Source organism: Pseudomonas sp. SJZ103 (assembly GCF_007828335.1).
Taxonomy (GTDB): domain Bacteria; phylum Pseudomonadota; class Gammaproteobacteria; order Pseudomonadales; family Pseudomonadaceae; genus Aquipseudomonas.
Window position 1 is genome coordinate 85499 of the sequence record NZ_VIUN01000006.1, and the last position, 21273, is coordinate 106771.

The 21273-nt window shown below is 60.5% G+C and carries 20 protein-coding genes; 13 read left to right on the forward strand and 7 right to left on the reverse strand.

What is annotated here, in order from left to right:
- Window positions 1-74: 74 nt before the first annotated feature.
- Window positions 75-431: a 4a-hydroxytetrahydrobiopterin dehydratase gene (locus FBY10_RS15315; protein WP_010208721.1), complete on the forward strand. Its 357-nt coding sequence runs from the start codon at window positions 75-77 to the stop codon at window positions 429-431.
- Window positions 431-1624 carry an amino acid aminotransferase gene (locus tag FBY10_RS15320; protein ID WP_145336975.1) on the forward strand — a complete coding sequence of 398 codons (1194 nt, stop codon included), beginning with the start codon at window positions 431-433 and terminating at the stop codon, window positions 1622-1624. Before FBY10_RS15315 ends, FBY10_RS15320 begins: the two co-directional genes overlap by 1 nt.
- Window positions 1625-1750: 126 nt before the next feature.
- On the opposite strand, the gene FBY10_RS15325 is transcribed toward FBY10_RS15320, so the two are convergent.
- Window positions 1751-2560, reverse strand: a complete 810-nt coding sequence (locus tag FBY10_RS15325; protein WP_027603830.1) for a UDP-2,3-diacylglucosamine diphosphatase — start codon at window positions 2558-2560, stop codon at window positions 1751-1753.
- A gap of 137 nt (window positions 2561-2697) precedes the next feature.
- Here FBY10_RS15325 and FBY10_RS15330 point away from each other — a divergent pair, with 137 nt between their 5' ends.
- From FBY10_RS15330 to FBY10_RS15340, 3 genes are all read left to right on the forward strand, one after another.
- On the forward strand, window positions 2698-3447 hold the full coding sequence (locus FBY10_RS15330; protein ID WP_145336976.1) for an AraC family transcriptional regulator: 750 nt from the start codon (window positions 2698-2700) through the stop codon (window positions 3445-3447).
- Window positions 3448-3546: 99 nt separating this feature from the next.
- Window positions 3547-4431, forward strand: coding sequence for a DMT family transporter (locus FBY10_RS15335; protein WP_145336977.1), 885 nt, complete (start codon window positions 3547-3549; stop codon window positions 4429-4431).
- 131 nt (window positions 4432-4562) lie between these two features.
- The gene (locus FBY10_RS15340) at window positions 4563-4844 is read left to right on the forward strand and encodes a hypothetical protein (protein WP_027603827.1); all 282 of its coding nucleotides are present in this window, start codon (window positions 4563-4565) and stop codon (window positions 4842-4844) included.
- Between the two features lie 41 nt (window positions 4845-4885).
- Here the strand turns inward: FBY10_RS15340 and FBY10_RS15345 are convergent, their stop codons facing one another.
- On the reverse strand, window positions 4886-5173 hold the full coding sequence (locus tag FBY10_RS15345; protein ID WP_131698594.1) for a SelT/SelW/SelH family protein: 288 nt from the start codon (window positions 5171-5173) through the stop codon (window positions 4886-4888).
- Window positions 5174-5257: 84 nt separating this feature from the next.
- Here FBY10_RS15345 and FBY10_RS15350 point away from each other — a divergent pair, with 84 nt between their 5' ends.
- Window positions 5258-7447, forward strand: a complete 2190-nt coding sequence (locus FBY10_RS15350) for a patatin-like phospholipase family protein (protein ID WP_145336978.1) — start codon at window positions 5258-5260, stop codon at window positions 7445-7447.
- A 59-nt stretch (window positions 7448-7506) separates the two neighbouring features.
- Here FBY10_RS15350 and FBY10_RS15355 read toward each other — a convergent pair whose 3' ends face one another.
- Complete coding sequence (locus FBY10_RS15355) at window positions 7507-7941, reverse strand: MarR family transcriptional regulator (RefSeq protein ID WP_131698596.1); 435 nt, start codon at window positions 7939-7941, stop codon at window positions 7507-7509.
- A gap of 121 nt (window positions 7942-8062) precedes the next feature.
- Complete coding sequence (recQ, locus tag FBY10_RS15360) at window positions 8063-10189, reverse strand: DNA helicase RecQ (protein ID WP_145336979.1); 2127 nt, start codon at window positions 10187-10189, stop codon at window positions 8063-8065.
- Between the two features lie 279 nt (window positions 10190-10468).
- On the opposite strand from recQ, the gene FBY10_RS15365 reads away from it, so the two are divergent.
- The 3 genes from FBY10_RS15365 (at window position 10469) to FBY10_RS15375 (ending at window position 15050) form a co-directional block, all read left to right on the forward strand.
- The gene (locus FBY10_RS15365; RefSeq protein WP_131698598.1) at window positions 10469-11056 is read left to right on the forward strand and encodes a YecA family protein; all 588 of its coding nucleotides are present in this window, start codon (window positions 10469-10471) and stop codon (window positions 11054-11056) included.
- A 20-nt stretch (window positions 11057-11076) separates the two neighbouring features.
- On the forward strand, window positions 11077-11460 hold the full coding sequence (locus tag FBY10_RS15370; protein ID WP_027603821.1) for a YbaN family protein: 384 nt from the start codon (window positions 11077-11079) through the stop codon (window positions 11458-11460).
- 119 nt (window positions 11461-11579) lie between these two features.
- Window positions 11580-15050 (forward strand): PAS domain-containing hybrid sensor histidine kinase/response regulator, encoded by a 3471-nt coding sequence (locus FBY10_RS15375; protein WP_131698599.1) that lies wholly within the window; start codon window positions 11580-11582, stop codon window positions 15048-15050.
- Between the two features lie 123 nt (window positions 15051-15173).
- Here the strand turns inward: FBY10_RS15375 and rmuC are convergent, their stop codons facing one another.
- Together rmuC and FBY10_RS15385 are read right to left on the reverse strand one after the other, a co-directional pair.
- Complete coding sequence (gene rmuC, locus FBY10_RS15380; RefSeq protein WP_178116757.1) at window positions 15174-16538, reverse strand: DNA recombination protein RmuC; 1365 nt, start codon at window positions 16536-16538, stop codon at window positions 15174-15176.
- A gap of 175 nt (window positions 16539-16713) precedes the next feature.
- Window positions 16714-17037 (reverse strand): hypothetical protein, encoded by a 324-nt coding sequence (locus FBY10_RS15385; protein ID WP_065940585.1) that lies wholly within the window; start codon window positions 17035-17037, stop codon window positions 16714-16716.
- A gap of 457 nt (window positions 17038-17494) precedes the next feature.
- On the opposite strand from FBY10_RS15385, the gene FBY10_RS15390 reads away from it, so the two are divergent.
- The 4 genes from FBY10_RS15390 (at window position 17495) to FBY10_RS15410 (ending at window position 20655) form a co-directional block, all read left to right on the forward strand.
- Complete coding sequence (locus FBY10_RS15390) at window positions 17495-17800, forward strand: hypothetical protein (protein ID WP_131698600.1); 306 nt, start codon at window positions 17495-17497, stop codon at window positions 17798-17800.
- Window positions 17801-18242: 442 nt separating this feature from the next.
- Window positions 18243-18464 carry a hypothetical protein gene (locus FBY10_RS15400; protein ID WP_010563939.1) on the forward strand — a complete coding sequence of 74 codons (222 nt, stop codon included), beginning with the start codon at window positions 18243-18245 and terminating at the stop codon, window positions 18462-18464.
- Between the two features lie 278 nt (window positions 18465-18742).
- A complete protein-coding gene (locus FBY10_RS15405) occupies window positions 18743-19225 on the forward strand; it encodes a hypothetical protein (protein WP_065946840.1) in 483 nt (160 codons plus the stop codon).
- A gap of 146 nt (window positions 19226-19371) precedes the next feature.
- On the forward strand, window positions 19372-20655 hold the full coding sequence (locus FBY10_RS15410) for an OmpP1/FadL family transporter (RefSeq protein ID WP_145336980.1): 1284 nt from the start codon (window positions 19372-19374) through the stop codon (window positions 20653-20655).
- Window positions 20656-20720: 65 nt separating this feature from the next.
- Here FBY10_RS15410 and FBY10_RS15415 read toward each other — a convergent pair whose 3' ends face one another.
- Window positions 20721-21272, reverse strand: a complete 552-nt coding sequence (locus FBY10_RS15415) for a glutathione peroxidase (RefSeq protein WP_027603814.1) — start codon at window positions 21270-21272, stop codon at window positions 20721-20723.
- Window position 21273: the final 1 nt, after the last annotated feature.

Sequence of the window (21273 nt, forward strand, 5' to 3'; positions counted from 1 at the left end):
GTCTGTTCCCTGGCCCAGCGTTGCTTTAGGGTGACGCTACTGACCTTCACCTATTCGAATTCAGGACACCGACCATGACCACCTTGAACCAAGCCCACTGCGAAGCCTGCCGCGCCGATGCCCCGCAAGTCAGCGATGAAGAACTGCCGGTGCTGCTCAAGCAGATCCCCGACTGGAACATCGAGGTACGCGACGGCGTGATGCAGCTGGAAAAGGTTTTCCTGTTCAAGAACTTCAAATTCGCCCTGGCCTTTACCAACGCCATGGGTGAAATCTCCGAAGCCGAAGGCCATCATCCGGGCCTGCTCACCGAATGGGGCAAGGTAACCGTGACTTGGTGGAGCCACTCCATCAAGGGCCTGCACCGCAACGACTTCATCATGGCCGCGCGCACCGACGAAGTGGCCAAGGACGCCGAGGGCCGCAAGTAATGCATTTCGATGCCATAGGCCGTGTACCCGGCGACCCGATCCTCGGCTTGATGGACCTGTATGCCCAGGACGCCAACCCGAACAAGTTCGACCTCGGCGTAGGTGTGTATAAAGACGACCAGGGCCTGACGCCGATTCCAGCTTCGGTGAAGCGCGCCGAACAGCGCCTGGTCGATACCCAGACGACCAAGACCTATATCGGTGGCCACGGTGATGCAGCCTTCGGCACACTGATCAGCGAACTGGTACTGGGCGCCGACTCCGCCCTGCTGCGCGAACACCGTGCCGGCGCGACTCAAACCCCTGGCGGCACCGGCGCCCTACGCCTGAGCGCCGACTTCATCGCCCACAACTTGCCCGGCCGTGGCGTGTGGTTGAGCGATCCGACCTGGCCAATCCACGAAACCATTTTTGCCAAGGCGGGGATCAAGGTCAGCCACTACCCATACGTGGGTGCGGATAATCGCCTGGATGTAGCGGCGATGCTGGCGACGCTGGCCACCGTGCCCAAAGGCGACGTGGTGCTGTTGCACGCCTGCTGCCATAACCCGACCGGGTTCGACCTGTCCCAGGATGACTGGCGCCAGGTGCTGCAGATCGTGCGCGAGCGCCAGTTGCTGCCGCTGATCGACTTCGCCTACCAGGGCTTTGGCGACGGCCTGGAGCAGGACGCCTGGGCGGTGCGCTTGTTTGCAGCTGAACTGCCGGAAGTACTGATCACCAGCTCCTGCTCGAAGAACTTCGGCCTGTACCGCGACCGTGTCGGCGCGTTGATCGTGTGCGCGACGGACGCCGAGAAGCTGACGGATGTACGCAGCCAGTTGGCAAATACCGCGCGCAACCTGTGGTCGACGCCGCCGGACCACGGCGCAGCGGTGGTCGCGACGATCCTGGGTGATGCCGAGCTGAAAAAGCAGTGGAGCGAGGAAGTCGAAGCCATGCGTGCGCGAATCGCGCAGTTGCGTTCCGGACTGGTGGAGGCGTTGGCGCCCCATGGTTTATCGGAGCGGTTTGCGCACATCGGAGCGCAACGCGGGATGTTTTCCTACACTGGTTTGAGTGCCGGGCAGGTGAAGCAACTGCGCGAGAAGCACAGCGTGTATATGGTCAGTTCGGGGCGGGCCAACGTGGCGGGTATTGATGCGACACGCCTGACACTCCTGGCCGAAGCCATCGCCGACGTATCCCACTGACGAAACCGGGATTGAAAATGTGGGAGGGGGCTTGCTCCCGATGGCAGTGGGTCAGTGACAGGTGTATTGGCTGACACTCCCGCATCGGGAGCAAGCCCCCTCCCACATTTTGACCGAGCCCCCCCCTCAGCTGGCGACCATCTCGGCTTTCAGCAGCGCTTCTTTCGCCTGCGCATCCGCCAAGCGATACAACTCGATACTCCCGTCCCAGTGCTCGATCAACGCCGTGCACGACTCCACCCAATCCCCGCAATTGAGGTAATCCACCTCGCCCACCTTGCGAATCTCCGCATGGTGGATATGCCCGCACACCACGCCATGCAGCTCGCGCCTGGTCACTTCGTGGGCGATGGCCTCTTCAAAATCGCTGATAAAGCTCACGGCGGTTTTGACCTTGTGTTTCAGATACGCCGACAGAGACCAGTAGCCATAGCCGTAGCGGGCGCGCCAGTGATTTAACCAGCGGTTCAAGGTGAGGGTGAACTCGTAGGCCGAGTCGCCCAGGAACGCCAGCCAGCGGTGGTAACGGGTAATTACATCGAATTGGTCGCCGTGGATCACCAGCAGATGGCGACCGTCGGCCGTCACGTGCACCGCCTCATCCACCAACTGGATATTGCCCAGGATCAGCTTGGAGTAGCGGCGCAGGAACTCGTCGTGGTTGCCGGTGACGTAGATCACTTCGGTACCGCGCTTGGCCATGGTCAGCAGGCGGCGGATCACGTTGGTGTGGGCCTGGGGCCAATACATACCGCCGCGCATTTTCCAGCCGTCGATGATATCCCCCACCAGGTACACCTTGTCGGCGTGGTAGCCCTTGAGGAACTGCGATAAATGTTCGGCCTGGCAATCCCGGGTGCCCAGGTGCACGTCGGAAATCCACAGGGTACGAACCCGCTGCTTGCGGCTGGGTTTGGTGAACTCGGCACTGGTCATGGGCATCCCTCGACGCTGTTTTCGCGAGCTTGCGCCTTGGCGATTAATAGCCCATGACAGTCGTGCGTCAGTCTGATGACAACGCTCGCCGACCGCGAAGCGTTGTAGACTGGCGCCTTGCTGCCCAGGAGACCGCGATGAGACCGTCGCTTACGCTACGCCACTACCTTGAAGCGCCCATCGCCCACACCCATGACCATGCGCAGTTGGTGTTCGGCCTGTCCGGGCACCTGGACCTGGAAGTCGACGGCCTTGGCAGCCAGGTGCGCGAAAGCAGCGTGATGGTGCTGCCCTTCTCCGCCCACCACGCCTGTGGCAGTCGCGATGGCAGCCGCTGCCTGGTGCTGGATGTGCCCACGGAGCATTGGCTGCTGCACTCCCTGGGCGAACACGCCGACGCCAGCCGCCGCCTGCTCGATCAACCGGCACGCCTGGCCTTGGATTCCCGGCAACACCAACTGGTGCAATGGCTGGCGCACAGCCCCGTGGATGACCCACTGATCGTCCAACAGGGTGCGGTGCTGTTGCTGGCCAGCCTCAATCATTCGCAGGCGCCGCCGCTAACGGGCCGTCGCCTGCCGTATGCGGCATTCAATGCGCATATCCAGCAACATGTCGCGCATCCGTTGCAGGTCGCCGATCTGGCGCGTATCGCCGGCCTGTCGGTGGCCCGCCTGCATGCGCGCTTTATCGCCGAGTGCGGGCAGACGCCCATGGATTACATCCGCAGCCGTCGCCTGCAACTGGCCTTGAACCTGCTGCGCGAGACACCGCTGCCCGTCGGTGAAATCGCCGTGCGGGTTGGCTACACCTCACAAAGTGCCTTTGCCGCCGCCATGCTGCGCGAATTTGGCGCCTCTCCCGGCGCGTTGCGGCGCGCCACATAGGGCGAGCCTTGCGCTAAAAATCGCGAGTCCCACGACAGACGCACACACCTGCACCCTCTAGACTGCGAACCTGTCACTCCCGTTGGTTCAAGGATCGCAATGACTCCCCGCTCAGCCCTCGGCGCCCTGCATATCGGCGCACTGATGTTTGGCCTTACCGGCGTTTTCGGCAAGTTGGCGGCCGCGTCCCCGGCCATCATCGTCTTCGGTCGCGCCGCGTTTGCCGTGATTGCCCTGGCAGTGTTTGCACGCTTCGCCAGCAACGCCCCCTGGAAAACCCTGGCGCTGCAGGACTGGCGCCGCCTGCTGGTCAGCGGTGTGTTGCTGGCGGCGCATTGGGTGACGTTCTTCATTGCCGTCAAGGTCGCCGGCGTGGCCGTCGCCACGCTGGGGTTCACCGCATTCCCGGCCTTTACCGTGATCCTCGAAGGGCTGATCTTTCGCGAACGTATTCGCGCCAATGAAATCGTGCTGGTGGCCTTGGTCACCGTTGGCCTGGTGCTGGTGACGCCGGACTTCAACCTCGCCAGCGAAGCCACGGGCGGCCTGCTTTGGGGGATTGTCTCGGGCTTGCTGTTCTCATTGTTGTCGCTGAACAACCGCGCCAGCTCCGGACGGATTCCCGCCGTGCAGGCAGCGCTGTGCCAGAACGTGGTGGTCGCCGTGTGCCTGCTGCCCGTGGCCGCGCCGGGGCTGGCGGACGTTCGCGCGCTGGATTGGTTGTGGATCGGTCTGCTTGGGGTGTTCTGCACGGGCCTGGCCCACAGCCTGTTTGTCGCCAGCCTTGCGGTGATCAAGGCGCGCACCGCCTCGGTGGTGTTCGCCATGGAGCCGGTATACGGCATCACGGTAGCCTGGCTGCTGTTTGCCGAGACGCCGACCCTGCGCATGCTGTCGGGCGGCGCGTTGATCATCGTCGCCATCGTGCTTTCCGGGCTGATGGGCAGCGCCAGCCAGGCCAAACAGCCCGCTGCAGCGGCCTGATCTATACTTTAAACATCCGCAACAGTCAGCCGTCGTTCAACGGATAAAGACTCCTCGACGACAGCCAGGGTGTTTTCTGAAGTTGCTGCACGTGAGTGGTCACTCCATAAACGCGATGCAGGGGTTTCATCATGGAAATGTTCATCAGCTTGTTGGTTCAGATCATCAGCGGTGCCGTCGGTGGCAATTTGGCCGGCATGACCAAACAGAGCCTGGGGACCGGGCTCAATACCATGCTGGGTGGTGTCGGCGGGCTCGTGCTGGGCCAGGTCGTCGCCGCGCTGACCGGCACTTCGGGCGGCGAGGCGCTGGATGTGGCGGCAGTCGGCAGCAATATCGTCGGCGGCGGCGTGGGCGGCCTGGTGCTGACCTGGGTCGTGGGCTTCATCAAAAGCAAGATGGCCGCAAAATAGCGGTGAACTGAGGGGTCACCGTCCTGGTGTGGCGGTGACCTTCATTGCGTACGGTCGTTGTGGCCCAGGTCGCGCTGTGGATCGATCTGGTCGCGCACCCGTTGCTTGAGCACCTTGGCTTCAGGGAATCCACCATCCGCCTTGCGCTCCCAGATTTGCACGCCATCGCAGGTGATGCGAAACGCCCCGCCGGTCGCCGGCTCCAGCGCCACTTTACCCAGGTCCTCGGCAAACGTACTCAGCAGCTCCTGCGCCAACCATGCGGCGCGCAACAGCCACTGGCACTGGGTGCAATAGGTGATAACGATCTCGGGTTTGGTCAACGACATAATTTGACAGGCTCCTGGCGTAACGGGCTCAGCGGATCGGATGGCTATAATACCGGCCTTTATCGCCCAGCCTCGAGATTCATGATGCGCCGCCTGTTGTCCTGCCTGTTTCTTTGCCTGCTCCCTCTTGTCGCCGATGCCGTTGAGACGCCTCGCCCCAAAATCGGCCTGGTACTGTCCGGCGGTGCCGCCCGGGGCCTGGCGCATATCGGCGTGCTCAAGGCCCTCGAGGAACAGGGTATTCATATCGACGCGATCGCCGGCACCAGCATGGGCGCGGTGATTGGCGGGCTGTATGCGTCGGGCTACAAGATCGATGAACTGGAAAAACTGGCGCTGGGCATCGACTGGCAACAGGCGCTGTCCGACGCACCGCCACGGGAAGACGTGCCGTTTCGACGCAAGCAGGATGACCGGGATTTCCTGGTCAAGCAGAAGCTCAGCTTCCGCGATGACGGCAGCCTCGGCCTGCCCCTTGGCGTGATCCAGGGCCAGAACCTGGCGCTGTTGCTGGAAAGCATGTTCGCCCATACCAGCAACACGCGTAATTTCGACAAGCTGCCAATCCCCTTTCGCGCCGTGGCCACCGACATCACCACTGGCGAGAAAGTGGTGTTCAGCAAGGGCCACCTGCCCCAGGTGATCCGAGCGAGCATGTCGATTCCGGCCGTGTTCGCCCCGGTGGAGTTGGATGGCCGGCTGCTGGTGGATGGCGGCATGACCGATAACATCCCACTGGATGTGGCGCGCGAGATGGGCGTGGACATCGCCATCGTGGTCGACATCGGCACCCCCTTGCGTTCACGCAAGCAACTGGCAACGGTGGTGGATGTGCTCAACCAGTCCATCACCCTGATGACCCGGCGCAACTCCGAAGAACAACTCAAGGCCCTGCATCCCAAGGACGTACTGATCCAGCCGCCGCTGGCCGCCTATGGCGTGACGGATTTCGGCCGCGCCAAGGACATGATCGATGCCGGCTATCGTGCCACCCGCGCCCTCGACGTTCGCCTGGCCCATTTGCGCCCCGCCGAGCCGATCGACCCACAACTGGTAGCCGCGCGTACCCCGGGCGAACGCACCCCGGTGATTACCGCGATCAAGGTGGAGAACGACTCGAAAGTCAGCGACGACGTGATCCGCTACTACATCCGCCAACCGTTGGGCCAACCGCTGGAACTTGGCCGCCTGCAGACCGACATGGGCACCTTGTATGGCCTGGATTACTTCGAGCAGGTGCAATACCGCGTGGTAAAAAAGGGCCAGGACAACACCCTGGTGATCAGCGCGCGCGGCAAACGCAGCGGCACCGACTACCTGCGCCTGGGTCTGAACCTGTCGGATGACATGCGCGGCGACAGCGCCTTCAACCTCGGCGCCAGCTACCGCATGAACGGCATCAATCGCCTGGGTGCCGAGTGGCTGACACGGGTACAGATCGGTGATCGGCAGGAGCTTTACAGCGAGTTCTACCAGCCGATGGACACCGGTTCGCGCTACTTTGTCGCACCGTATATCAGCGCCCAGGCACAGAACGTCGAGCTGATCCTGGACAACGACCCCATCTCCGAATACCGCCTGGAACGCTACGGCTTCGGCCTGAACGTGGGACGCCAGATCGGCAACAGCGGCGAGATCCGCTTCGGTGTCGGCGAGGCCTGGGGCAAGGCGGATGTGCGCATCGGCGACCGCGACCTGCCAAGTGTGAGCTTCAGCGAAGGCTTCTATGAACTGAAGTATTCCTTCGACTCCCTGGATAACGTGTACTTCCCCCACAGCGGCGAGGACATTGGCCTGGCCTTTCGCGAATTCGAACCGGGGTTGGGCTCGGACCAGCGCTATCGACAATGGGAGTTCAAGCTGGACAAGGCCATGAGCCATGGCCCGGACACCCTGGTACTGGGCGGTCGCTACGGGCGCACCCTGGATGATTCGGACGTGGTGATTTCCAGCTTCCTGCTGGGCGGTGCGCGGCAGTTGTCGGGCTTCCGCCAGGATGCGATTTCCGGGCAGAACATCAGCTTGATGCGCGCGGTGTACTACCGCCGGCTGACACCGCGCTCCTACCTGCCGCTGGATTTCCCGCTGTACCTGGGCGCCTCCCTGGAACGCGGCCGCGCGTGGAACAACGACAATGAATTCGACAGCGGCTATATCAACGCAGCGAGTATTTTCCTCGGGTTTGATACGCCGCTGGGGCCGCTGAATTTCAGCTATGGGTTCAACGATGATAATCAGAAGGCGGTGTACCTGAACCTCGGGCAAACCTTCTAACCCCCCCGTTCACGCTCGTGTAGCAGCTGTCGAGCGCAAGCGAGGCTGCGGTGGTCGAATCAGGACTTTTCCAGATTCGCCAGGATGTGCCCATGCACCCGCATGCATACACGCATATCTTCTTCGTCAATGCCCATAAACAGTTCCTGGCGCAAAGCCGTGGCAATCGTCTCGATCTGCTCGATCAACGGCTTGGCGGTGTCACACAGCAGGATACGTTTGGCGCGACGGTCTTCCACCACGGCCTGGCGTTGCACCAGGCCCTGGCCTTCTAGGCTGTCGAGCAACCGGGCCAGTGTCGGCCCTTCTACGCCGACGCTTTGCGCCAGCTCACGCTGGGTGGGCGCTTCTTCGAAACGAGCCAGGTGCAGCAGCACCAGCCATCGCGCCTGGGACAGGCCCAGCCCGGCCAAACGGCGGTCGAGCTCAGCGCGCCAACCTCGGGACATTTGCGCCAGCTGCATGCCAAAACGGTGTTGATCGGTTAACGGCATAAAAAACTCATGGTTTAGACTGAAAATAAAGTATGGCTAATTATTAGTCAGCTAAGCATGAGCCATGTCACTAGGCAAGACTTGCTATGTACTGATTCGTTACATTGACGTAATTGGCACACTAAATTTCGAATTCAGACTGCAAAGCGGCCCGCACGCAGTACAAAACCCCTTCAGGTACACGCCCTGCAAACAGCGGTGCAATCTCCGCAACCGGTGGCAATTCGCCTTCTCCGTCGAGGAATGCGTCCTGGATTTCGCCGAGCATATCTTCCGGCAAGTCAAGGGCCTGCTCCAGGGACAACTGCTGCTTGCCGATGGATTCGGCCAGCAAGGTATAGACGTTTTTCTCCGAGCATTGCAGCTGGCCGGCGATCTGGACCGGGGTCATGCCGGCGCGTGCCAAACTGATCAGTTCATGGCGAATATCGGCGATTTCCTTCGGTGCTTCGACCTGACCACCGAGCACTTCGAGGAACGCCTGGCCGTAGCGCTCCAGCTTACGCGCACCGACGCCGCTGACCCGGGCCATTTCGGCCATGGTGGTGGGCTGCTCGCGCAGCATTTCCAGCAAAGTGGAGTCGGGGAAAATAACGTACGGCGGCACGCTGTGTTCCTGGGCCAGTTTGCGTCGCAGGGTACGCAGGGCTTCCCACTGCTCACGTTCTTCACCCCGGACAAGCTGGCTGGCCTGGCTGGTGCTGGTCTTGGCGGTAGTCTGCGGCTTGAGGTCGCGGCGCAGCTCCAGGCTCACCTCGCCCTTGAGCAGCGGGCGGCAACTGTCGTTCAGGCGCAGGCCGCCATACCCTTCGATATCGATGTCCACCAGGCCACGCGCAACCATTTGCCGGAACAGCGAACGCCACTCACCTTCGGCACGGGCCTTGCCGACACCATAGACCGAGAGTTTTTCGTGGCCGAAGCTGCGCACTTTTTCGTTGTCCTTGCCCAGCAACACATCCACCAGATGGCCTACGCCATAACGCTGGCCGGTACGGTAGATCGTCGACAGTGCCTGGCGGGCCGGCTCGGTGGCGTCCCAGGTCTGTACACCATCAATGCAGTTATCGCAGTGGCCGCACGGTTGCGGCATGTCCTCGTCGAAGTACGCCAGCAAGGTCTGGCGGCGGCAGCGGGTCTCTTCACACAACGAGAGCATCGCGTCGAGCTTGTGCTGCTCCAGGCGTTTATGGCGTTCATCGCCTTCGGAGTTCTGCAACATCTGCTTGAGCATCACCACGTCCTGAAGGCCGTAGACCATCCAGGCATCGGCCGGCAGGCCATCACGACCGGCACGCCCAGTCTCCTGGTAATAGGCCTCAAGGGACTTGGGCAGGTCCATATGGGCCACAAAGCGCACGTTGGATTTGTCGATGCCCATGCCGAACGCGATGGTAGCCACCATGATCAGGCCTTCCTCGTTAAGGAAGCGTTTCTGGTGGGCAGAGCGTGTTTCGTTGGGCAGGCCGGCGTGGTACGGCAGCGCCGGGTAGCCCTGCTCGCAGAGGAATGCAGCCACTTCATCGACCTTCTTGCGCGACAGGCAATAGACAATGCCCGCATCGCTGCGTCGCTCCGAAAGGAACGCCAGCAGCTGCTTGCGAGGCTGCTCCTTGGGCACGATGCGGTAGAAAATATTCGGCCGGTCGAAGCTCGACAGGAAGCGCTCGGCGTTCTGCAGGTGCAGACGCTCGACGATTTCTTCACGAGTGCGCTTGTCGGCGGTGGCGGTCAGGGCGATGCGGGGAACGTCCGGGAACAGCTCCGCCAGTTGACCGAGCTGCAAATATTCGCGACGAAAATCATGCCCCCATTGCGATACGCAGTGGGCTTCGTCGATGGCGAACAGGGCAATTTCCAGGCTCTGCAAAAACGCCAGCATGCGCGGTTGCACCAGGCGCTCAGGTGCAAGGTAGAGCATCTTCACTTCACCGCGCTTGATCCGCGCGGCCAGGTCGCGTTGCTGCTCGGCACTGAGGGTGGAGTTCAACGCAGCGGCAGCGACGCCGAGCTCTTCCAGGGTCGCGACCTGGTCATCCATCAACGCGATCAGCGGCGACACCACCACCGCCAGCCCGTTGCGCAACAACGCCGGTACCTGGAAGCACAACGACTTGCCGCCGCCGGTAGGCATCAGGACCAGCGCATCACCACCCTTGGCCACGCGCTCAATGATCGCACCCTGGCGGCCACGAAAACTGTCGTAGCCGAAGATGTCCTTGAGGACGCGTTGAGCCTGATCGAGCATGTATAACTCCAACAAAATAGTGCCGAAATCCCTCTGTACAGGCTGGCCGAAAAACTTCGGCTTCACGGAAAATAATCCGTAAGCGAAGTTTTCTCGGCCTGGCGCTTGGCCTGCAGGGGCATCACAAAACGCGGCAGTATACCCGAGCGTCATCCGGCAAAGGGCGCCGCTGACGAATTGCAGCCTGTCTCAAAAACCTGGCAAATATGCATGCCGACTGGCTTGGGCGCGCAAGAAAGCCTAGAATTCAGCATCGTTTATTCCCAAGGTAGTCCTTCAATGTCCTTCGCTGAGCAACTAACCCGCCTGCAAGCCTTCCTCGACGCCGATGAGCTGCATGACGAGGCGCTGGACTACGTGGCCGCCCACGGCTACCTGACCGCCCTGTCGATCTGCTCCGAGGTCGTTCCCGACCGTGAATGGATCGACGCGCTGTTCGCCGAAGAACCGCACTACGCCGACGCCGCACAGCGCGAAGAAATCGAATCCACCCTGCTGGCCCTCAAGGCCCACATCGGTCGCCAACTGGCTTCCGATGAGGAATTCGAGCTGCCGTGCGACCTGGACCTCGGCGAAGAGCCGGACGACTCCGACCTGCGCGGCTGGTGCATCGGCTTCATGGAAGGCGTGTTCCTGCGCGAAGCTGCCTGGTTCGAATCCGCCGAGGAAGAAGTCAGCGAAATGCTGCTGCCGATCATGGTCGGCTCGGGGCTGTTTGAGGAAGAAGCTGAATTTTCCGACATCGCCGCCGACGCCAACCTGATGGACGACATGATCGTACAGATCCCGGAAGCGCTGACCGCCCTGTACCTGCTGTGCAACGCTCCTGACGAAAAACCGGCGATCCTCAAGCCACGTCACCACTGAGTCGCCTGCCCGTGACACCCATGGGCAATCGCTCGCTGCTCCTGCGTTACGTACTGCTGGCCATCGGCTGGCTGAGCGTAGCGTTGGGAGTGATCGGTATTTTCCTGCCGGTCTTGCCGACCACACCCTTCCTTCTTCTCGCTGCCGCCTGCTTCGCTCGAAGCTCCCCGCGTTTCTACCAGTGGCTGGTGGAACACCCGCGCCTGGGCCCTTGGATTCGTGATTACCTGGACGGCAACGGCATTCCACTCAAGGGCAAGGTCTACGCCATCGGCCTGATGTGGCTGAGTATCGGTTTTTCCTGCTACCTGGTACCGCTGCCATGGGCCCGCGGGTTCATGCTGACCAGCGCCGTGCTGGTGACAATCTACATCCTGCGTCAGAAAACCCTGCCACCGCGCTAAGCGCCCACTGCGACATTAGATCCCACACGACCTTGGTCGACACTGACTAACCCCAGGCATCATGCGAGACTGTCCAACCGGGCCCGGAATGCCTGGGTGTTCTCATGCTCGGAGTTACCATGACGTTGTCCAGCGGGCTGATCGCCGCCGTTGCCCTGGCCTATATGGCCATTATGTTTGCCATCGCCTTCTACGGTGACCGTCGCCGCGCGCCGCTGCCGCCGCGCATGCGTGCCTGGGTCTATAGCCTGTCGCTGGCCGTCTACTGCACCAGTTGGACCTTCTTCGGGGCCGTAGGCCAGGCCGCCGAACAACTGTGGGCGTTTTTACCGATCTACCTGGGACCGGTGCTGCTACTGGTGTTGGCACCCTGGGTGCTGCAGAAGATGATCCTGATCAGCAAGCAGGAAAACATCACCTCCATCGCCGACTTTATCGCTGCACGCTATGGCAAATCCCAGTCCCTGGCGGTGGTGGTCGCGCTGATCTGCCTGGTGGGCGTGCTGCCTTATATCGCCCTGCAACTCAAAGGCATCGTGCTGGGGGTCAACCTGCTGATTGGCGCTGGCGCGGACACCACCGGCACCCGCGCCCAGGACACCGCGTTGATCGTGTCCCTGGTGCTGGCGTTGTTCACCATTGTGTTCGGTACACGCAACTTGGACGCCACGGAGCACCACCGTGGCATGGTCTTGGCGATTGCATTTGAGTCCCTGGTCAAGCTGTTCGCGTTTCTCGCAGTCGGCGCGTTTGTGACCTACGGCCTATATGACGGTTTCGGCGACCTGTTCAGCCAGGCGATGCTCGCACCACGCCTGGAGGAATACTGGAAGGAAACCATCAACTGGCCGTCGATGGTGGTGCAAACCGGCGTCGCCATGATGGCGATCATCTGCTTGCCTCGACAGTTTCATGTGACGGTCGTGGAAAACATCGACCCACAGGATTTGCGCCTGGCCAAGTGGGTATTCCCGGCCTACCTGATCCTCGCCGCACTTTTCGTAGTGCCGATCGCCCTGGGCGGCAAAATGATGCTGCCTGGCTCGGTACTGCCGGACTCTTATGTGATCAGCCTGCCCATGGCCGAAGCCCATCCGGCCCTCGCCGTGCTGGCGTTTATCGGCGGTGCGTCGGCGGCCACCGGCATGGTGATCGTGGCGAGCATCGCGTTGTCGACCATGGTCTCCAACGACATGCTGCTGCCCTGGCTGCTGCGCCGTTCCAGCGCAGAGCGACCGTTCGAAGTGTTCCGCCACTGGATGCTGTCGGTGCGCCGGGTCAGCATCGTGATCATCCTGCTGCTGGCGTATGTCAGCTACCGCCTGCTGGGCTCCACCGCAAGCCTGGCGACCATCGGCCAGATCGCCTTTGCCGCCGTGACCCAACTGGCCCCGGCCATGCTCGGCGCGCTGTACTGGAAACAGGCCAACCGCCGTGGCGTGTTTGCGGGGCTGGCAGCAGGTACATTCCTGTGGTTCTACACCTTGGTCCTACCGGTTACCGCGAAAAGCCTGGGTTGGTCCCTCACCCTTTTCCCGGGGCTGACGTGGATGCATTCGCACCCGCTCGGTTTGTCCGTCACCTCACTGACCTTGGGCACGGTGTTCTCCCTCGCAGGTAACTTCACGCTGTTCGTGTGGGTGTCGATGCTGTCGCGCACGCGCGTGTCGGAACACTGGCAAGCCGGGCGTTTTATCGGCCAGGAAATCAGTCAGCGCGCGAGTGCCCGCTCGATGCTGTCGGTACAGATCAGCGACCTGCTCAGCCTGGCCGCGCGTTTTGTCGGTGAAGAACGGGCCCAACAGAGTTTTATCCGCTTCGCCTATCGCCAGGGCAAAGGCTTTAACCCCAACCAGAATGCCGACAACGACTGGATCGCCCACACCGAACGCTTGCTGGCCGGTGTACTCGGTGCATCTTCGACTCGGGCCGTGGTGAAAGCGGCGATCGAAGGGCGGGAAATGCAACTGGAGGATGTCGTACGCATCGCCGACGAAGCGTCCGAAGTGTTGCAATTCAATCGCGCATTGCTGCAAGGCGCCATCGAGAACATCACCCAGGGTATCAGTGTGGTGGACCAGTCCCTCAAGCTGGTGGCCTGGAACCGGCGCTATCTGGAATTGTTCAATTACCCGGACGGGCTGATCAGCGTAGGCCGACCGATTGCCGACATCATTCGCTACAACGCCGAGCGCGGCCTGTGCGGGCCGGGCGAAGCCGAGGTGCACGTGGCGCGCCGCCTGCACTGGATGCGCCAGGGCCGCGCGCATACGTCAGAGCGCCTGTTCCCGAATGGACGGGTGATCGAGCTGATCGGCAACCCGATGCCCGGCGGCGGCTTCGTCATGAGCTTCACCGACATTACCGCGTTCCGCGAGGCCGAGCAGGCACTCACCGAGGCCAACGAAGGCCTCGAACAACGGGTGACCGAGCGCACCCACGAACTGTCGCAGCTCAATGTGGCGCTCACCGATGCCAAGGGCGTCGCCGAGTCCGCCAGCCAGTCGAAGACCCGCTTCCTCGCGGCGGTCAGCCATGACCTGATGCAGCCGTTGAACGCCGCACGCCTGTTCTCCGCCGCCCTCTCCCACCAGAACGACGGCCTGTCCAGCGAGGCACGGCAACTGGTGCAGCATCTGGACAGCTCGCTGCGCTCTGCCGAAGACCTGATCAGCGACCTGCTGGATATCTCCCGCCTGGAAAACGGCAAGATCAATCCGCAGCGCCAGCCTTTCGTACTCAATGAGTTGTTCGATACCCTCGGCGCCGAATTCAAGGCCCTGGCCCAAGAGCAGGGCTTGCGCTTCCGCCTGCGGGGCAGCCGCTTGCGCGTCGACAGCGACATCAAGCTGCTACGGCGGATTTTGCAGAATTTCCTGACCAACGCTTTCCGGTATTCCGATGGCTCGGTGCTGCTCGGCGTACGCCGGCGCAAGGGCGAGCTGTGCCTGGAAGTCTGGGACCGTGGCCCCGGTATCCCGCAGGATAAACAGAAGGTGATCTTCGAAGAGTTCAAGCGCTTGGACAGCCACCAGACCCGCGCCGAGAAAGGCCTGGGCCTGGGCCTCGCGATTGCCGACGGCCTGTGCCGAGTGCTGGACCATCGTCTGAGCGTGCGCTCATGGCCCGGCAAGGGCAGCGTGTTCAGCGTACGCGTGCCGCTGGCGCGCAACCAAGCCAGCCCGCAAGTCAAAGCAGTACATGAAAACGGCCTGCCCTTGAGCGGCGCGCAAGTGCTCTGCGTGGATAACGAAGAGAGCATTCTGATCGGTATGCGCAGCCTGCTGACACGCTGGGGCTGTGAGGTGTGGACTGCCACCGATCAGGCGCAATGTGCGGCGCTGCTGGAGCAAGGCATACGCCCGCAACTGGCGCTGGTGGATTACCACCTCGATCACGGTGAGACCGGTACCGAGTTGATGGGCTGGCTGCGTACACAAATGGCGGAGCCGATCCCCGGCGTGGTCATCAGTGCCGACGGCCGCCCGGAGATGGTGGCAGAGGTGCATGCGGCGGGGTTGGATTACCTTGCCAAGCCGGTGAAACCAGCCGCGTTACGGGCGTTGCTGAGTCGACACTTACCTCTATAAGCCGGATGTACCCAGTCAAAATGTGGAAGGGGGCTTGCCCCCGATAGCGGAGCATCAGTCACACCATCTGTGCCTGATCCACTGCAATCGGGAGCAAGCCCCCTCCCACCTCTCGGAATGTGTTTATTCGGGAAGATGCGCGACACCGTCGGCGTCGGTCATAGCCCGCTCCAGCAAATCCGCCGGCAGGCTTTTGCTGGCACGCGCACCGAGCAACTTTAATTGCTCGGTGCGACTGACCAGGTTTCCACGCCCATCTGTCAGCTTGTTCCGCGCCGCGCTGTAAGCCTTGTCCAATTGCTGTAGACGATTGCCCACTTCGTCCAGATCCTGGATAAACAGCACGAACTTGTCGTACAGCCACCCGGCGCGTTCGGCAATTTCGCGGGCGTTCTGGCTTTGGCGCTCCTGTTTCCACAGGCTGTCGATTACCCGCAGGGTGGCGAGCAGCGTCGTTGGGCTGACGATCACGATATGACGGTCGAAAGCCTCTTGGAACAGATTCGGTTCGGCCTGCAAGGCCGCGGAAAAAGCGGCTTCGATCGGCACGAACAACAACACGAAATCCAGGCTGTGCAGGCCTTCCAGGCGTTTGTAATCCTTACCGGCCAAACCTTTGACGTGATTGCGCAGCGACAGCACGTGCTGTTTCAAGGCCGTCTGGCCGATGACCTCATCATCGGCTGCGACATACTGCTGGTAAGCGGTCAGGCTGACTTTGGAGTCCACCACGACCTGCTTGTCGCCAGGCAACATGATCAGCACATCCGGCTGGAAACGCTCGCCGTCCGGGCCCTTGAGGCTGACCTGGGTCTGGTACTCGCGGCCCTTCTCCAGGCCGGCGTGCTCCAGCACGCGCTCGAGGATCAGCTCACCCCAGTTGCCCTGGGTTTTCTGGCCCTTGAGGGCGCGGGTCAGGTTGGTGGCTTCATCTGACAGACGCAGGTTCAGTTGCTGCAGGCGCTCAAGCTCCTTGGCCAGGGAAAAGCGCTCGCGAGCCTCGTTCTGATAGCTCTCTTCGACGCGTTTTTCGAAGGACTGGATGCGTTCCTTCAAGGGATCGAGCAACTGGCCAAGGCGCTCCTGGCTGGTCTCGGCAAAGCGCTGCTCACGCTCATCAAAGATCTTGCCGGCCAGCTCAGCGAACTGCGCACGCAATTCGTCCCGCGAGCCTTGCAGGTCGGCGAGGCGCTGCTGATGGCTTTCCTGCTGCTCGCGCAGTTCGGCGCGCAAGGCGGCCGACAATGCATCAAGGCGGCGCAATTCGGTTTCCTTGGCGCTGCGGTCAAGGTTCCAGGCGTGGGCGGCGTCGCGGGCGTTATCGCGGTCGATCTGCAACAGCTCGACCTCCCGGCGCACGGCAGCGAGGTCCGCTTGCTTGGCGGCATTGGCCTGGCTCAGATCGCTGATTTCATCGCGGCTGGCATCCAATTGAGCGGTGAGGCCTTCCTGGGCCAGTTGCGCAGTGGCCAGGCGCTCTTCGAGCAGTTCCCAGCCGGTGGTCCGCGCGGTCAACCGCCGTTGAATCTGCCAGCACACCGCCAATAAGGGCACTGCGGCGCCAGCCAGGCCCAGGGCAATACTGGTCCAGTCAAAAACCATAGCCATTTCTGCCATCACCGAAAAGGAGCAAGGTTAACCAAGCGTAGAGCGTGAGGACAGCTCAGTCTTCGACCTGACCCAGTTCTCGTTGGGCACGGCGGTCACCGGCACGGGCGGCCAGGCGCAGCAGATCGTGGCCGATGCGGCGGTCGCGGGCGTTGCCGCACTCACGGCACATCAATTGGCCCAGGCGGCTTTGCGCAGCCACTACGCCCTCACGGGCCGGCTGCTTGAGCAAGCGCCCGGCGAAGTGTTTGACGTTGGTGCTGTGCCCCAGGCGTGGGCTGTCGAGCAACCACAGGGCGACCTTCAAAGAAAAACGCTTGGGCGCGGTAACAGTCTGGGGGATGTCGGTAACAGAAGGTGATACTGAGCGAAACTTCATAAAGCACTGTGGGACAGAACGGAAGGCGCGCCACTCTACTCTTTTTTTCGTACAGGTAAAGCTGAAAAAACCCTGCACGCCCGTTCTAGAGCAAGCGCTCGGGACAATCCACAGAAGCTGTGGATAACTCAGTGGACAACCAGCCTTTAACTCGCGCAAACGCCCATGGAACGGGGCCCGCAGTCAAACTGACGATTTTTTCACCAATAAAAAAAAGCCAGATTTTTCATTGACTTAAATTTCCATTGCAGGCAAATGGCGGCCTTGTCCAGCAATTGACAGCCCGGTTACACACGCCGCAACTAATGTGCACAAGTACCGATCCGATGGTTATATCCCCGGCTTTTTTTGAAGCGACAGCCTTCAAAAATGTTACCGCCGAAGCAAAACAGGGACTTTTCAAATCTTTTCAGGCTCGCCACACTGCCCGACGGACAACGCAAGGCTGAGTGGGCTGATGAAAGGAATTCTATTATTCGCCGTGTTGTTACTGGCCATCTGCGCCATTTCATTAGGGATCAATGTCGCGCTGCCATCCCCGGATGGTGCGTTGTTTGCCATCGCCATCCTGCTATCGGCCGCTTTCACCGCCGCGAGCGTGTGCATCGAGCTGGGTGAAGGACGTGTCGATGACATGGGCGATGTGATGAAGATGGTCGAGACCGGCCAATCCTTGCGCCTGACCCTGGCCGCCTATGGGCTGGGTTGTTCCCTGGCCGCCGCCGTCACGGTGCTGGTGTATCGCGGCCTGCTGGGCGGTTGATTGCAGTTTTTGATTAACGCGCTTCCATTACCTGTTTCAATCCGTTACTATCCGCAGCGTTAGTACCAAGCTGAAAGTCAATTCTGGTCGAACAACTCCCCTGAACAACACGGGATCGACCACCTCGATGGTTTCCAGGTATCACTTGCGACGACACTGCCTTTGAACAAGCAAAGGGTGCCGCGAAGTTTCCATACTCTGACCGAACCAACCTGCAAATTGATCAGGATCTTCACCCCGGGCCCAGAACCTTTGCCCTTGTTGTGTTGCCTGCCCTCCTAAGTACCTACCTGCCAGCCCAAGCGCGCCTAACTTATTAGCGCTTCAAACTGGCTGCTTTGTTCCAGTCAGGTTCTTCGTTTGATCAATGGTGATCAACGTTACTGGAACGTTTTAACGTTGCACGGTTCTTATCCGTGTCATTTGTAGGAACACCAATAATATGTCCGCTATCCACACTCAGGATGCCATTCGCACCCTCACCAACGCTTTTGCTCCAATGAACTGCCTGATCATGGCCGCTCGCAAAGGCTGCTTCAGCTTCACCCTGGTCAACGAACACGGCATCGCTCGTCACAGCGAACGCCTGTACCCCGATCAATACTCCAGCGCTGAACCGCTGCAGGCCGTGATCGAGCGTACCCGTCAGGCACTGGTTGCCTGATCGACCCGAGTCGCTGAAACACAAAAAACCCTGTTTAAAACACAGGGTTTTTTATTGCCCGAAATTCGTACCCTGAGCCTTTGTACTAAGTTCAAATCGATATAAACGTTATAACTGGATGAGGAAGATGTTTTAAAAACAGTCTTTTACATCATGAATATGACACTACACTTCAACTCAAGCGGCATGATCCGCTTCCGACGAGCCTGAGATCCGATCCACTGCTGCCAAGCCCCCATCTCAGGACTCGTCGACCCCTTTCACGGATTGAGGCATGTATGGGTATCGCAGCCAGTGAATTGTGTCGCTATGTGATCCGGCCAACGCTGACGTACCTCGGCCAGCAGAGCCCAACGGCTGAGTCACTGCTGCTGGGCATCGCGGCCAGCCAGTCGGAATTGGGTTCTGCCTTACACGATCGACGCGGCCATGGCCTGTACAGCATCACCGAACCTCGCCATCGCGCCTTGTGGGATAACTACCTGGCGCTCGACCCCGAGCGCGCCAGCCTGGTACGCGGGCTCGCCAGCCAACATGCCTTCCTCAGCGCGCCCCAGCTGGAACTCACCGTAAACCTGCGTTATGCCACGGCCATCGCTTGGCTGCTGGTCGAACAGCACAGCCCCGCCCTGCCACCACCCGGTGATGTTTTAGCCATGGCGCGTATCTGGAAAGAAATATTTCATCCTCAAGGAAGGCTGCGGGATTTCACCCAAGCCTGGCAAACCTGTGTTTCCCCCTTGAATCACGTGGCCTGCTGACCGGGCAATTTGCAAGATTCGCCAAAAAAGCAGAATTCTGGTCGGATTGTCCTACAAAACCACTCTATCTCCTACATTACAGCCTATAGCGCGATGTTAATTTTATTGATACTTTCCGCAGCGGTGATCACCCCGGAGTTCTAATAATGAAAAAAGTAATGCTCAAGACCACACTTAGCCTCGCCGTTGCCATGGCATCCTCCCAACTGTTCGCAAGCGGTTTCGCACTGAACGAACAGAGCGTCAGCGGGATGGGTACGGGTTTCGCAGGTCGCTCCTCTTCTGCCGATGATGCAAGCACTGTCTACGGTAACCCGGCCGGTATGTCCCGCCTGAATGGCCAGCAAATCACCGGCGGCGTTGCTGCCATTGATGCGTCGACCGACATCAGCAATACCGGTGGCAACTCTCGCGGTACCAACAAAGGCGATATGGTTCCGTTCACCGCAGTGCCATTCGGTTTCTACACCAACAAACTCAACGATCAGTGGGCTATCGGCTTCGGTGTATACGCACCGTTCGGCCTGGTGACCGACTATGAAAACGGCTTCCAGGGTCGCGGCTTCGGCAGCAAGAGCGAAGTGAAGGTCATGACCTTCCAGCCGACTGTCAGCTATGCCTTTAACGACAAGGTTTCCATCGGCTTTGGCCCGACCATCAACCGGATTTCCGGTGTGCTCGAGTCGGACAAGACCCTTAGCCCGCTTGCCTCCGATACCAACGTAAAAATCAAGGGTGACGATACAGCCCTGGGTTTCAACGTCGGCGTATTGGTCCAGGCCACCGACACCACACGCGTAGGCCTGACCTACCACTCGAAGGTCAAGTACAAGCTCGAAGGCCACACCACCGTCAGCGGCCCAGCGGCCACTCAGCCGTTCCTGCGTAACAACCGTTACGACGCCTCGCTGAAAATCGACACCCCAGAGTCCTACGACCTGTCCGTCACCCAAGACCTGACCGACGCCTGGAAACTCTATGGCGGTGCAACCTGGACGCGTTGGAGTCGCCTGAAAGAGATCACTGTCAACAACGAAGGCGTAACGGCCGCAGGCGGCTTACTGGCGCCAAGCCAACTAGGTTCCATCACCGAAGAACAAAATTGGCACGACACCTGGGCCTACGCCGTGGGTACCTCGTATCAGTTGACCAAGCAAGTCGTGCTGCGTACCGGCCTGACCTTCGACCAATCCCCGACCAACAACACCGATCGTTCGCCGCGCATCCCGACTGGCGACCGTACGATCTTCAGCGTGGGCCTGGGCTACAAAGTCATGGATAACATGACCGTCGACCTGGCGTATTCGTACCTGAAAGAAGAAGACGTCAAGATCAACCAGACTGCTGACGCCCCGTCGACAGCCAGTTACCGCGCCAAATACGAAAACAGTGCCAACGGTTTCGGCCTGGGCATGACCTACACCTTCTGATACAGACGGGTGTAAAAAAGCCCCGCACTCCTGCAAGGGAGGCGGGCCTTTTTAGTGCCCGATGATCAGGGTTTAGACGCTATCGCCTGCTCCACAGCCTTGATCAGATCAGGGCTGTCCGGTTTGGTGAGGCTGGAGAAATCGGCAATCACCTTGCCCTGTCGGTCGACCACGTACTTGTAGAAATTCCACTTCGGCGCGTTGCTCTGCTGCGCCAATACCTTGAACAGGTGCACCGCGTCCGGCCCCTTGACCTTCTGCGGCTCGGTCATGGTGAAGGTCACGCCGTAATTCACGTAGCAGACCTTGGCGGTTTCTTCGCCGGTCTTGGCTTCCTGCTTGAAGTCATCGGATGGCACGCCGATCACCTCCAACCCTTCATCCTTGTAGCGCTGATACAGCGCTTCGAGACCTTTGAATTGCGGTGCGAACCCGCAAAAGCTCGCCGTGTTGACGATAACCAAGGGCTTACCGGCAAAACGTTGGCACAGGTCGATGGATTCCTTGGCGCGCAGCTTGGGCAATTGGCCCTCAAGCAACGGCGGGCAATCGGCAGCCAACGCCACACCGCCAAAAGCAGCCATCAGCACGGGTACAGCAAGCCAGCGCATCTGCATG

What these genes read in the sequence shown, in the direction of transcription:
- FBY10_RS15315 (WP_010208721.1), top strand. Translation starts at nt 75, where the DNA reads ATGACCACCTTGAACCAAGCCCACTGCGAAGCCTGCCGCGCCGATGCC.
- FBY10_RS15320 (WP_145336975.1), top strand. Translation starts at nt 431, where the DNA reads ATGCATTTCGATGCCATAGGCCGTGTACCCGGCGACCCGATCCTCGGC.
- FBY10_RS15325 (WP_027603830.1), bottom strand. Translation starts at nt 2,560, where the DNA reads ATGACCAGTGCCGAGTTCACCAAACCCAGCCGCAAGCAGCGGGTTCGT.
- FBY10_RS15330 (WP_145336976.1), top strand. Translation starts at nt 2,698, where the DNA reads ATGAGACCGTCGCTTACGCTACGCCACTACCTTGAAGCGCCCATCGCC.
- FBY10_RS15335 (WP_145336977.1), top strand. Translation starts at nt 3,547, where the DNA reads ATGACTCCCCGCTCAGCCCTCGGCGCCCTGCATATCGGCGCACTGATG.
- FBY10_RS15340 (WP_027603827.1), top strand. Translation starts at nt 4,563, where the DNA reads ATGGAAATGTTCATCAGCTTGTTGGTTCAGATCATCAGCGGTGCCGTC.
- FBY10_RS15345 (WP_131698594.1), bottom strand. Translation starts at nt 5,173, where the DNA reads ATGTCGTTGACCAAACCCGAGATCGTTATCACCTATTGCACCCAGTGC.
- FBY10_RS15350 (WP_145336978.1), top strand. Translation starts at nt 5,258, where the DNA reads ATGCGCCGCCTGTTGTCCTGCCTGTTTCTTTGCCTGCTCCCTCTTGTC.
- FBY10_RS15355 (WP_131698596.1), bottom strand. Translation starts at nt 7,941, where the DNA reads ATGCCGTTAACCGATCAACACCGTTTTGGCATGCAGCTGGCGCAAATG.
- recQ (WP_145336979.1), bottom strand. Translation starts at nt 10,189, where the DNA reads ATGCTCGATCAGGCTCAACGCGTCCTCAAGGACATCTTCGGCTACGAC.
- FBY10_RS15365 (WP_131698598.1), top strand. Translation starts at nt 10,469, where the DNA reads ATGTCCTTCGCTGAGCAACTAACCCGCCTGCAAGCCTTCCTCGACGCC.
- FBY10_RS15370 (WP_027603821.1), top strand. Translation starts at nt 11,077, where the DNA reads ATGGGCAATCGCTCGCTGCTCCTGCGTTACGTACTGCTGGCCATCGGC.
- FBY10_RS15375 (WP_131698599.1), top strand. Translation starts at nt 11,580, where the DNA reads ATGACGTTGTCCAGCGGGCTGATCGCCGCCGTTGCCCTGGCCTATATG.
- FBY10_RS15385 (WP_065940585.1), bottom strand. Translation starts at nt 17,037, where the DNA reads ATGAAGTTTCGCTCAGTATCACCTTCTGTTACCGACATCCCCCAGACT.
- FBY10_RS15390 (WP_131698600.1), top strand. Translation starts at nt 17,495, where the DNA reads ATGAAAGGAATTCTATTATTCGCCGTGTTGTTACTGGCCATCTGCGCC.
- FBY10_RS15400 (WP_010563939.1), top strand. Translation starts at nt 18,243, where the DNA reads ATGTCCGCTATCCACACTCAGGATGCCATTCGCACCCTCACCAACGCT.
- FBY10_RS15405 (WP_065946840.1), top strand. Translation starts at nt 18,743, where the DNA reads ATGGGTATCGCAGCCAGTGAATTGTGTCGCTATGTGATCCGGCCAACG.
- FBY10_RS15410 (WP_145336980.1), top strand. Translation starts at nt 19,372, where the DNA reads ATGAAAAAAGTAATGCTCAAGACCACACTTAGCCTCGCCGTTGCCATG.
- FBY10_RS15415 (WP_027603814.1), bottom strand. Translation starts at nt 21,272, where the DNA reads ATGCAGATGCGCTGGCTTGCTGTACCCGTGCTGATGGCTGCTTTTGGC.